We start from the raw sequence: 11,407 nt of genomic DNA, 5'->3' as shown, positions 1-11,407 counted from the left end.
GCGTATTGACAAAAAGATTTTAGTCAATAAAAAATTTTACTCAGATAAGAAATTTGGATCTCCAGATGAATGCCCTGCCGATGAGTGATGCCCCTGCCGAACCCGGCCTGCGCGACCGCAAGAAGGCCCGTCGGCGGGACGAGATCATCGCCGCGGCGAAGGATCTGTTCGCGCGGCAGGGGATCGACGCCACGACCATGGCCGATATCGCGGCGGCGGCCGGGATCTCTGCGCCGACGGTGTTCAACTATTTCGGATCGAAGGATGGCATCCTGATCGCGATGATCACCGAAGGCACGATGGCGGCGCGCGAGGGTGACCGGGCGCTGCATTGGCGCGAGGGGGCGGATCTTGCCGGGCTGATCACCGGGCTGTTCCTGCGGGTTTCATCGCGGACGCTGGAGATCGCGGGGAAGCGGGTCTGGCGCTATGCCGAGGCGGCGGCGATCCGGCATCCCGATGCCGACCTGTCGCGCCAGTATGCCGCCGTCTCGGCGGCGCTGGTCGAGGTGGTGCGGGATTTCCTGGCGGGGCTGGAGCTGACGACGCGCGCGGGGGGCGCCTGTCCGCCGGACTGGCTGGCCGGGATCCTGCATGATGTCTGGATGCCCTGCTTCATCCGGCTGATCATCGAGGAGGAGGAGACATTGGTCGAGCATGAGGTGGCCTTGCGGGCGCGGTTCGCGCCGCTGGTGGCGCTGCTGTTCACCGAGGAATGCGCGGCAAGCCCTCGCCGGAAGGGGATGGCATGACCGCCGATCTGGTGATCGTGAATGCGCGCGTCCTGACGATGGACGAGGCCGCGCCGCGGGCCGGGGCCGTGGCGATCCGGGGCAGGCATATCCTGGCGCTGGGGGGCAGCGCGGAGATGCGCGCGCTGGCGGGGCCGGGGGCGCGGATCGTGGACGCGCGGGGCGGCAGCCTGCTGCCGGGTTTCGTGGAATCGCATCTGCACCTGTTTTCAGGGGCCTATGGGCAGACCCTGCTGCAACTGGGCGGCATCAGCGGCGCGGCCGCGATGGAAGCGGCGGTTCGCGCCTTTGCCGCGGCGCGCCCGGACGAGGGGTTGTTGTTCGCGCAAGGCGCGGATTACGAGATTCTGGGTCCGCAGACGCGGCTGGACCGGCATGTCCTGGATCGGATGTGCCCGGATCGACCGCTTGCGGTGATGGCCTATGATTTCCATACGCTGTTCGCGAATACGGCGGCGCTGAAGGCGGCCGGGCTGTTGCGGGGTCGGGATCTGCCGGCGGGCAGCGAAGTGGTGATGGGGCCGGACGGGCTTGCCACGGGGGAGTTGCGCGAGAAATTCGCCCTGCTGCCGGTTCTGGATCTGCGCACATCGGGCGGGCGGGAAATGCTGGGCATGTCGGGGATCGAGCCACTGGCTCCGCCGACGGCGGCGGAATGGCGCGAGGATGTCGAGGTGCTGAAGGCGGGCCTGCGCTTCTGCGCGGCGCGGGGCATCACCGCGATGCACAACATGGATGGCAACCGGCATCTGCTGGAGCTTTTGCGGACGGTCGAGGAGGAGGGTGATCTGATCGCCCGCGTGTCGGTTCCGTTCCATTACACCCGGTCCATGCCGCTTGCGGAACTGGACCGCGCCAGCGCCATGGCGGCGGATTTCACCGGCGACTGGCTGACGAGCAATCGCGTCAAGATCTTTGTCGACGGGGTGATCGAAAGCGGCACTGCGGCGATGCTGGCGGAGTATGCCGATCGGCCGGGGCATCTGGGCGAGCCGATCTTCGATGCGGCAAGCTTTGCCGAAGCCGCGGTCGAGATCGACCGGCGCGGGATGCAGATCGCGGTTCATGCCATCGGCGACAGGGCGGTGCGGATCGCGCTGGATGGATACGAGGCGGCGCGGCGGGCCAACGGGCCGCGCGACAGCCGCCACCGGATCGAACATGTCGAGATGATCGACCCTGCCGATATTCCGCGATTTGCGGAACTGGGGGTGATCGCCTCGTTCCAGCCCTTGCACGCCCCGCAGGGCGAAAGTCCGACCACACGCAGCATCGGGCCGGAGCGGGCGCGCCATGCCTATGCCTGGCGGGCGCTGCAGGAGGCGGGGGCGCGGATTGCCTTTTCCTCGGACTGGCCGATCGTGCCGGTGGACCCGCTTCTGGGGATCCAGACCGCGCTGACACGGCAGCCGCATCTGCCCGGCCTGCCGGATCAGCGGCTGGGCCTCATGGAGGTGTTGAAGGCCTTTACCTGCAACGGCGCCCATGCCGGCTTTGCCGAGGCACGCACGGGCCGGATCCGGGCCGGGATGCTGGCCGATCTGGTGCTGCTGGCAGGCGATATCGAGGCGGTGCCGCAGGAAGAGATCGCCAGTCTGGGCATCGCGATGACGATTTGTGACGGGCGGATCACCCATGAAAGCTGATGACCTGACCATTCAGGCGCTGGGCGCCGGGCGCGCCTTGGGCCAGCCGATGCTGCGGCGCGCCATGGTGATCCGGGCCGATCTGGGGGCGGCGGTCGAGTTCCAAACAAGCCAGGGCCCTGTCCGGGCGATGTTCCCGATCATCGGCGGTGCGGCGCAGGGGGCGGGCTGGAGGGCGCGCATCCTGCCCGGCGGGGCGGATTTTGCCATCGGCCTGCCTGATGGATCCTATGCGATCGAGGCCCGCTATTGCCTTGAGATCGAGGACGGGACGCCCGTGATGATCACCAATGCCGGGCGCATGGTGCCGCAGCCCGACGGCAGCTATCTCGGCCGGACGCGGGCGGCACTGGAGGTGCCGGAGGGGCCGCATCGGGCGCTGGGCGACGCGGTCTATTTCGGCACGGCCCTGGCCGAGCCGGGCGATGCCGATCATGTCTATATCGAGCTTTGGGAGGCGCCGGTCTGATCCGGCGGAAGAGGGATGACCATACTGATTGCGGGCGGTGGGATCGCGGGGCTGGTGATGGGGCTGACCCTGCACCAGCTTGGCCTGCCGTTCCGCATCCTGGAGCGCGTGAGCGAACCGAAGCCCCTGGGCGTGGGGATCAACCTGCAGCCCAACGCGGTGCGCGAGTTGATGGATCTGGGGCTGGAGCCGCTGCTGGATGGCATCGGCATCCGGACCCGGCAATACGGGTTCTATACCAAGTCGGGACGCGAGATCTGGGTCGAGCCGCGCGGCCTTGCGGCGGGCTATGCCTGGCCGCAGTTTTCGGTGCATCGGGGCAAGTTGCAGATGCTGCTGCTTGAGGAATTGCGCCGTCGCGCGGGGGAGGGTGCGGTGATGACGGGGGCGGCTGTCGCGGCCTTCGAGACGACGGAGGCGGGGGCTGCATTGATCCTGACGGATGGGCGGCGGATCGAGGGGCGTGTCGCGATTGCCGCCGATGGCATCCATTCCGCGATCCGCCGACAGATGGTTCCCGACGAGGGGGAGCCGATCTGGAACGGCGCGATCATGTGGCGTGGCACCAGCCCGGGCCGCCATTTCCTGGGCGGCAATGCGATGTTCCTTGCCGGGCATGACAGCCAGCGCTTCGTGGCCTATCCGCTGACGCCGGAGGATCCGGTGACGGGTCTGGCCACGATCAACTGGATTGCCGAAATGCGGGTGGATCCGGCCCGCGCCCTTGCCAAGGGGGACTGGAACCGTCCGGCGGAGAAGGCCGATTTCCTGCCCGCCTTCGAGGGATGGGATTTCGGCTGGGTCGATTGCCCGGGGATGATCCGGGCATCGGGCCTTGTCCATGAATATCCGATGGTGGACCGCGATCCCTTGCCCGGCTGGACCGTGGGATGTGTCACGCTGATGGGCGATGCGGCCCATGCGACCTATCCTGTCGGATCGAACGGGGCGACGCAGGCGATCATTGATGCGCGCAAGCTGGGCCGTGCGTTCCGCGATCATGGGGTCACCCGGGCGGCCCTGCTGGCCTATGAGGCCGAGATGCGCCCCCGGGCCGAAGGGATCCTGCGGGCCAATCGCGGCAAGGGGCCGGATGCCGTGATGCAGATGGTCGAGGATCGCTGTGGCGGCGTCTTCGACGATATCGAGACGGTCATTCCCCGCGCCGAGCTGGCGGCGCATGCCGAGCATTACAAGCGCCTGTCGGGCTTTTCCATCGAGGTGCTGAATGCCCAGCCGCCGATCATCGGCGCGTTGGAAGGCGTGCGGGCATGACCGTCTTTGCCGAGTTCCGTGTCGATGTGGGTGCGCCGGTCAGCCTGGGTGACGACGGTTTCGGGCTGGCGCGGATCGTGCCGATCCTGGGCGGCACCGTCACGGGCCGGACCATGGCGGGGATCATCCTGCCCGGGGGGGCGGATGAACAGCGCGTCCGCGCCGACGGGCTGACGCGGATCCATGCGCGTTATGTGATCCGGCTGGAGGATGGCGCGCTGGTGCGGGTGGACAGCCAGGGTCTGCGCCATGGACCGCCCGAGGTTCTGGCCGCGCTGCAGCGGGGCGACGCCGTCGATCAGGGGCGGATCTATTTCCGCACCGTGATCCGGCTGGAGACATCGGCCCCCGAACATGACGCGCTGAACCGCAGCCTGTATCTGACATCCGGGCAGCGGATCGCCAATTCGGTCTTGCTGACGCTGACAGAGTGCTAGCCGCGGGACCATGCGGCCCTGTCGCCCGGTCGGGACGGATCGGCGCCGGATCGGAACTGCGACGGCAAGATTCCCGGCGCGTGTCGCTTTTCGCCCGTCAGGGTCGCCGTGACGTCACGTCATATTGATGAATGGGCCATGCTTTTTCTCCCGACCGGATGCCTTCGGGGTTGTCCGGCAAAAACAAGGGAGGGAGCCATGTCGATCAAACCACCACTTACGGACTTGCCGATTTCAACGGCGAGCAGCGGTTTCTATGAAGGGTTCAACACGATTGTCACGATCGGATCCAAGCTGCTTGTGGGCCTGCTCATCATCTGGGCGGCTGCCTTTCCGGAGAATGCAGGTGCCGCGCTTTCGGCGCTGAACGGGTTTCTGCTTGGCGCGTTCGGGACGTGGTACATCTATGTCATGGCCTTCTACCTGATCACCTGCCTTGCCCTGGCCCTGTGGCCCGCCACGGGCCGCATCCGGCTTGGCCTGGATGGCGAGGCGCCTGAGTTTTCGACATTTTCCTGGTTTTCCATGATGTTCGGTGCGGGGATCGGCATCGGCATGCTGACCTATTCGACCGGAGAGCCGATCTATCACTTCTCGACCAATCCTGACGTGATCACTGGACTGGTTGCTGCCGAAAGCGCCGAGGTGGTGCGGTCGGCCTTCAAATGGTCTTTCCTGCATTGGGGCCTGACGGCCTGGGGCTGCTATGCGCTGACGGGGCTGGCGCTGGCCTTCTTCAGCTATCGCCGGGGGCTGCCTCTGACCATCCGCTCGGGGTTGACGCCGCTTTTCGGCAGCAGCCTGACCGGCCCGCTGGGCCATGCGATCGACATCGTGGCCGTCATCGCCACGGTTCTGGGGGTTGCCGTCACCATCGGGTTCGGCGTGTCGCAATTTGCCAGCGGTTTCTACAACATCACCGGGGCGGACTGGCTGATGCAGGAGGATGGCACCACACCGAGCAATACGGCGATGATCCTGTCGCTTGTGGTGGTGATGGGGCTGTCCACGCTTTCGGCGCTGTCGGGGGTGGGAAAGGGCATCAAGTGGCTGTCCAACATGAACATGGGGCTGACATTCTTCTTTCTGGCCTTCCTGCTTGTCTTTGGATCGACGCTGTTTTCGCTGACGGCGCTGTTTGTGGGGATCGGGGATTATCTTGGTGCATTGCCCGGCATGATGTTCACCGTCTGGCATGCCGACGGCACCGAGACAGGCGATGCGCTGGCGGCCTGGCAGGGGGGGTGGACCATCTTCTACTGGGCCTGGTGGATTGCCTTCGTGCCCTTTGTCGGGCTGTTCCTGGCACGCATCTCGCGCGGGCGGACGCTGCGGGAATATGTCATGGGGGCGATGATCGTGCCGTCGGTCATGTGCTTCATCTGGTTTGCAATGGCGGGTGGAACCGCGATGGATCTGGAACTGAATGGCGGTGCAAACCGCGCCATTCTGGATGCCGGGCTTTCCAGCCAGCTGTTCGCCACGGTGAACCAGCTGCTTTCGCCCGCGCTGGCGGTGGTCATGTCGGCGCTGCTTGTCGTGCTGCTGCTGACCTATCTGGTGACCTCGGCTGATTCCGCGATCCTGATCATCAACACGATCAACGCCGCAGGTGACGAGACGCCGAAGGGCAAGGTCCATATCCTGGTCTGGGGGGCGGCGCTGACGCTGGTGATTTCGGTTCTGCTGGTGGCGGGCGGTCTGTCGGCCATCCAGACGGCGATGATCATCGGCGCGCTGCCGTTCAGCTTTGTGCTGGCGCTGATGGGCGTTGCCCTGATCAAGGCCCTGATCCGCGACGCCATGCGGGCCAAGGCGGGCCTCCCGGCCGAGTGAGGCAGGGTTTCATCCTGAGGGGGCCGCGCCGAAAGGCGCGGCCCCCTTGCATGAGCCATGGCGAAGATCCGGGGGTGAGGGTTCCCGAAAGGGGGACGGGCGACCCGATCAGTGCTTGGCGGCACCATTCGGCACTTCGGATCCGGCCGCGGCTGCCGCAGCGTCGCGCGCCTTGCGCGCCACGGCGGATGCCTTGCCCGTGGCCGTGCGCGACGGACGCGTGGCCTTGCCCGCCGCCTTGGCCGCGCGGTTCGCGCCGGCCTTTGCCGTGCGGGTTGCCCCCGTCACGGCGCTATCGGCCTTCTTCGCGGCAGAGCGCGCAGCGCGGGTGGCCTTGCGGGCGGTGGAGGCGGCCGTCTCGGCGATATCCTCGGCTGTGTCCTTCACGGCATCCGCCGCCTTTTCGGCCGGGCTGCGGCGCAGGCGCAGGGCGGCCTCGGCCAGCACGGCGGACAGGGCGACCGGGGCGATCACCTTCAGCAGACCCCGGCCACGCAGGGCCAGTGCGAGCGCCCCGGCCCCCACGGCCAAGCCGGCAACCGAGGTTGCAACCGGGTGTTCCTTGGCCATCTGCCTGCCCTGGTCAAAGCCGCGCTCGGCCATCCTGCCGCCGGTTTCGAGGGCCTCCCAGATGCGGCGGCGGGCTTCGGCGGTGCGATCCGCGGCCTCGGCCTCCAGATGGGAAAGGTTCTTGCGGAATGCCTGGGCGAGGGCTTCGGCCTGATCGGTTGCAACGGCAGCCTTGGCTTCGGCCGTCGCGACGCCGCGTTCGTAGAGATCGAGCAGCCGGTCGCGGGCGGCATCGCGGGCGGCGCGGGCGGCATTCAGCCATTCACGCTCGGTCGCGTCCATCCTGTCGATGACATCGGCGGGGTCGAGGACCTGGCCGCCCTCGTCTTCCCAGCGGGAGAGGGCCTCCATGCCGGGCTGCGGGCCGGAGCCGCGCGGGCGCAGGATGAGCCAGGCGAGGCCCGCACCGGCCAGAGCCACGGGCAGGGGATGGTTGCGGGCAAGACCCACGGCCTTGACCCCGGCCCGGGAGGCCATGCTGCCCGCAGTGTCGAGGCCGAGCGAACGGGCGAGATCGGTCAGCGACTGGCCGAGGGCGGCATCCTGCGCGGTGATGGCGGATTTCAGGTTGCGGGTGGAGGATTGGAAGAACATGGCAAATCTCCTTCTGGCGTCGGGCCTGGGCCCGGCGGGTAACGGAAGACGGATTGTCCGACCTGTCCGGCCTGTCGGGACCGGATGTCAGGATCGGGATGAGGTGGCGCGGAGAAGGGCGCTGCGACCCAGCAGCAGCAGGAGCAGCGCCAGCGCCGTGGCCCCGCCCGCCACGAGCCCGAGGGCAGCATGGGGGGTGAAGCCGTGGGACATCAGCAGCATCGCGAGGGCGGCAAGGCCCATGAGGATCGCCGCCGATGCAAGGACGAGCCCGAGGATGGCCAGCGCGAGGCCGCGCCGCACATGGCGGCCCCTGTCCCGCGCTTCGACGCGGATCAGGGCAAGGCGCAGGCGCAGCGACTGTTGAGCCGCGATGCCGACGCGCGCCAGCTGCCAAAGGGTGGGCCCGGGCGAGGGACTGGACATCGGGCTGTCCTACAGGCTGGTGCGGCGGCTGCGCGGACCGGCGAGCAGCCAGATCAGGAAGCCCAGGATCGGCAGCACGATGATCAGGAGCGACCAACCGACCTTTGCCCCGGTCGAGGCATTGGAGTTGATCACCGAGATGATCGCCCAGAGATCGAGGGCAAGGATCACGAGGCCGCTGAGGCCGGAGAGGGAAAACATCGAGAGTTCGTTCATGGCACGCTCCGTTGGGACGGTTCGGGGGTCAACGCGGCGGGGGCCTTTCGGTTCCGTTCCTTTGCGGATTTTCCCCCCGGCGTCTTTGCGCGGCCTCTTCGCGCGGCCTTGTCGCCGCGTGTCGCGAAGGGGGGCGTGTGGCACTGCAGAAGGGGGGGCAGTGGGCCGCAAGGCGGTGGATCCGGGCAAGGACAAGGGGGCCGGGCATGTGCCCGGCCCCCCAGTCTGGCGAGCCGTCACGACGGCCCCTGTTGTGCTGGCCCGTCGGGCCGGCGGGCCCGCGTCACAGCTTGCGCGACCAGTCATCCAGCTGGCGTTCTGCCTCTTCCTTGGCGACGCCGTAGCGGTGCTGGATCTTGCCTGCCAGCTGGTCGCGCCGGCCGGCGGCGACATCCAGATCGTCATCCGTCAGCTGGCCCCACTTTTCCTTGGCCTGACCCTTGAGTTGCAGCCATTTTCCTTCGACCTGATCCCAGTTAATGGTGGTCTCCCTTTTCCTTGGGTTGGTATGGAAAGCCAACGCCCGGCGGTGGAGAGTGGTTCCGAAATTTCTGCGAGTTTCTGTGCAAGTAACAGAATTAAAAAGAAAAATTGCATGTATTGGAAGAAATCTGACTGATTGGCGGGAACCGGGCGCCAGGGTTGGCGTTGTTTCCTCATACCGGCCAGACATGGCCTTCAGGAATGGAGATACAACATGCTTCGCACCAAGACCCTTGCCGCCGTCCTGCTTGCCACCACCATGGGCAGCACCGCCTTTGCGGCGGTTGACCAGATCAAGACGGTCGATGTGACGGTGGACCTTTCGGCCATCCAGAACGAGGAAGCGGCGAAATACTGGGGCAGCATCGAGGCCGATCTCGAGGCCGCCATCGGCGCGCGCGTGACCGAGCGGCTGGGCGATGACGGGGCCGAGATCCTTGTCGACATCCGCGAGGTCGAGCTGGCCAATGCCTTTGAGCGCGGCCTGAATCTGGGCGATGCCGTGCTGGTGGGCCAGGTCAACATCAATGACGAGACCGACAACGGCAACTATGACGCCTATGAGCTGGGCATTTCGGTCGAGAATGCGCAGATCGTGCTGGCGGAAGGTGAAATGCTGATGCTGAGCACGACGGATACGGATGAAGCCTATCGCAAGCTGATCGACACCTTCGCCGATGGCGTGGTGACGCGTCTGAAGTGATGAAGGCGGCGGACCGTCCGTAAGGATACGGGCGATGACGGTGGGGCCGCACCCGGAAGGGTGCGGCCCCTTTCCGTTCTGTGGCGGCTTTGCGCAGGCTGGCGGCGGGCCGTCTGCAAGTGCATTGACCTGCCCATCGCCTTGGCTGAAACATCATCCTGTGCTGTCCCATTGCCTGCGGTGTTGTCGCAGCCACAAGAACCGCCCGATGGAGGCAGGAATTACGCCAGTGAGGTCAGACAGGCCAGGCAGCGAATGCCGGGGGACGGGGCAAGATCGCGGCGTGGTGGCGGCATGAGGGCGCTTCTTGTCCGCATCATGCCGCAGGTGGCGCTGATGGCGGGCCTTGGTCTGGGCGCAGTGATGACATTCGCCGTCTACAGTGCCGAGGAGCGGCGGCTGGAGGCCGAGTTCGAGCGGTCTGCCGATCTGGCGGTGGACCTGATCACGTCACGGCTGGAACAGCATGTGGTCGTCCTGAGGGCGGCCAAGGGGCTTTTTGCTGCGTCACGGGGCAAGGTGGCCCGCGACGAATTCCTGCGGTTCATCGAGGCGGTCGATATCGTCGGGGATCTGTCCGGGGTGCAGGGTGTGGGGTTCGCGCGGGCCTTTCCCCCGGATCAGGGTGCCGGGGCGCGGGCCGAGATTGCCGCGCAATATGGCGTCGATGTCGAGATCAGGCCGGAGACGGATCAGCCCTGGCGCGTGCCGATCGTGCTGCTGGAGCCGGACAACCCGCGCAACATGAACGCGCTTGGCTATGACATGTATGTCGAGCCGGTCCGCCGGGCGGCGATGGATCGCGCGCTGGCGACGGGTGAGCCGCAGATGAGCGGCCCGGTCATGCTGGTGCAGGAAACGGAGGTCGACCGGCAGACGGGGTTCCTTGTCTATCTGGCCTATGGCGGGCGGTCGGCCGGGGCGGGCGGGGGCCTGTCGGCGCAGGTGGGCTTTGTCTATGCGCCGTTCCGGGGGGGGGATCTGATCCGGGCCGCCCTGTCGGGCGCGCATGGCACGCAGCCGGGGATGAGGATCATGGATGAGGCGATGCCCGATCTGCCCATCCATGCGGATCCCGTGGTGGGGGAGGGGGGACCGGATCTGTCGCGAAGGGTGGATGTGCTGGGCCGGACCTGGCGGTTCGACCTCTGGCAGACGGGGACGGTGCCCTGGCACAGGCATCTGGGCAGTCTGCTGGTGGGGTTGGTGTCGATCCTGTTTGCCGCCACGGCGGCGCTGGCGATTTCCGCGCGGCAGGAAGAGGCGGGGCAGGCGCGCGAACTTGCCGCGGCGGCGAAGCGCGAGTCCGAATATCGGGGGCTCTTGCTGCAGGAGATGAAGCACCGGATCAAGAACCACATCGCGCGCATCCAGTCGATTGCCCGGCAAAGCGCGCGGGGGGCTTCCGATGTGAAGGCCTTCACGACGGCCTTTGATTCCCGTTTGCAGGCCATGGCGGCGGTGCAGGAAATTCTGGCGGGCACCCTGTCGGCGCAGGCCGATCTGGGCGAAATCCTGCGGAAGGAGTTGCAGCAATGTCTGGACACGGCCGCCGTCGATCACCTGATGGCGGGACCGCCCGTGGTTCTGGACGAGCGTCAGGCCCATGCCTTTGCCATGGTGGCGCATGAACTGGTGACGAATGCGATGAAATATGGCGGGCTTTCAGGAGAGGGCGGGCGGCTGCGGGTGAACTGGCAGCTTGATCCGCCCGAGACGGCGGGCGCTGCGCCTGTCGTCGCGCTGGACTGGGTCGAGCGGTTTCCCGGCCCGTCGGAGGCCCCGGCCCCGGCCCCGGCGGCGACGGCCATTGCGGGTGGTGGGTTCGGATCGCGACTGATCGAGGCCAGCCTGAAGGGGGAACTGTCGGGAACGATCAGCCGGGACTTCAGCGCCGATGGCCTGCATATCCGGATCCGGTTCGCGATGAATCCGGACCTGGTTCCGAAGGTGGCGGCACGGCCCGAAGAAAGGCGCAGGCGGCGCCGGTAGGGCCGCCT

General features: G+C 66.9%; 12 protein-coding genes. 8 read left to right on the top strand and 4 right to left on the bottom strand.

Going from position 1 to position 11,407, the window contains the following annotated elements; genetic code table 11:
- Positions 1-80: 80 nt before the first annotated feature.
- The 6 genes from G5V65_RS05390 to G5V65_RS05365 all read left to right on the top strand — a co-directional run bounded on the left by G5V65_RS05390 (position 81) and on the right by G5V65_RS05365 (position 6,415).
- Positions 81-752, top strand: a complete 672-nt coding sequence (locus tag G5V65_RS05390; protein WP_165047660.1) for a TetR/AcrR family transcriptional regulator — start codon at positions 81-83, stop codon at positions 750-752.
- Positions 749-2,398, top strand: coding sequence for an amidohydrolase (locus G5V65_RS05385; RefSeq protein ID WP_165047658.1), 1,650 nt, complete (start codon positions 749-751; stop codon positions 2,396-2,398). The genes G5V65_RS05390 and G5V65_RS05385 overlap by 4 nt, the downstream gene beginning before the upstream one ends.
- A complete protein-coding gene (locus tag G5V65_RS05380; RefSeq protein ID WP_165047655.1) occupies positions 2,388-2,867 on the top strand; it encodes a DUF3237 family protein in 480 nt (159 codons plus the stop codon). The genes G5V65_RS05385 and G5V65_RS05380 overlap by 11 nt, the downstream gene beginning before the upstream one ends.
- 15 nt (positions 2,868-2,882) lie before the next feature.
- Complete coding sequence (locus G5V65_RS05375) at positions 2,883-4,142, top strand: flavin-dependent oxidoreductase (protein ID WP_165047653.1); 1,260 nt, start codon at positions 2,883-2,885, stop codon at positions 4,140-4,142.
- Complete coding sequence (locus tag G5V65_RS05370; RefSeq protein ID WP_165047651.1) at positions 4,139-4,579, top strand: DUF3237 domain-containing protein; 441 nt, start codon at positions 4,139-4,141, stop codon at positions 4,577-4,579. The genes G5V65_RS05375 and G5V65_RS05370 overlap by 4 nt, the downstream gene beginning before the upstream one ends.
- Positions 4,580-4,777: 198 nt before the next feature.
- On the top strand, positions 4,778-6,415 hold the full coding sequence (locus tag G5V65_RS05365) for a BCCT family transporter (RefSeq protein WP_165047648.1): 1,638 nt from the start codon (positions 4,778-4,780) through the stop codon (positions 6,413-6,415).
- 108 nt (positions 6,416-6,523) lie between these two features.
- Here G5V65_RS05365 and G5V65_RS05360 read toward each other — a convergent pair whose 3' ends face one another.
- From G5V65_RS05360 to G5V65_RS22300, 4 genes are all read right to left on the bottom strand, one after another.
- Entirely contained in the window at positions 6,524-7,579 is a 1,056-nt protein-coding gene (locus G5V65_RS05360) for a hypothetical protein (protein ID WP_165047646.1), read from the bottom strand.
- Positions 7,580-7,666: 87 nt separating this feature from the next.
- Positions 7,667-8,005 carry a phage holin family protein gene (locus G5V65_RS05355; protein WP_165047644.1) on the bottom strand — a complete coding sequence of 113 codons (339 nt, stop codon included), beginning with the start codon at positions 8,003-8,005 and terminating at the stop codon, positions 7,667-7,669.
- A gap of 9 nt (positions 8,006-8,014) precedes the next feature.
- Positions 8,015-8,221, bottom strand: coding sequence for a PLD nuclease N-terminal domain-containing protein (locus tag G5V65_RS05350; protein WP_241250457.1), 207 nt, complete (start codon positions 8,219-8,221; stop codon positions 8,015-8,017).
- 283 nt (positions 8,222-8,504) lie between these two features.
- Positions 8,505-8,702 (bottom strand): CsbD family protein, encoded by a 198-nt coding sequence (locus G5V65_RS22300; RefSeq protein WP_165048075.1) that lies wholly within the window; start codon positions 8,700-8,702, stop codon positions 8,505-8,507.
- Positions 8,703-8,918: 216 nt separating this feature from the next.
- On the opposite strand from G5V65_RS22300, the gene G5V65_RS05340 reads away from it, so the two are divergent.
- Both G5V65_RS05340 and G5V65_RS05335 read left to right on the top strand, forming a co-directional pair.
- The gene (locus tag G5V65_RS05340) at positions 8,919-9,407 is read left to right on the top strand and encodes a hypothetical protein (RefSeq protein WP_165047642.1); all 489 of its coding nucleotides are present in this window, start codon (positions 8,919-8,921) and stop codon (positions 9,405-9,407) included.
- 294 nt (positions 9,408-9,701) lie between these two features.
- Positions 9,702-11,399: a CHASE domain-containing protein gene (locus G5V65_RS05335; RefSeq protein WP_165047640.1), complete on the top strand. Its 1,698-nt coding sequence runs from the start codon at positions 9,702-9,704 to the stop codon at positions 11,397-11,399.
- The last annotated feature ends 8 nt before the right edge of the window (positions 11,400-11,407 follow it).

The organism is Paragemmobacter kunshanensis (genome assembly GCF_011059185.1).
Taxonomy (GTDB): Bacteria; Pseudomonadota; Alphaproteobacteria; order Rhodobacterales; family Rhodobacteraceae; genus Paragemmobacter; species Paragemmobacter kunshanensis.
Note: the sequence above shows the minus strand (reverse complement) of the source record. Positions and strands in the feature narration are given on the sequence as shown.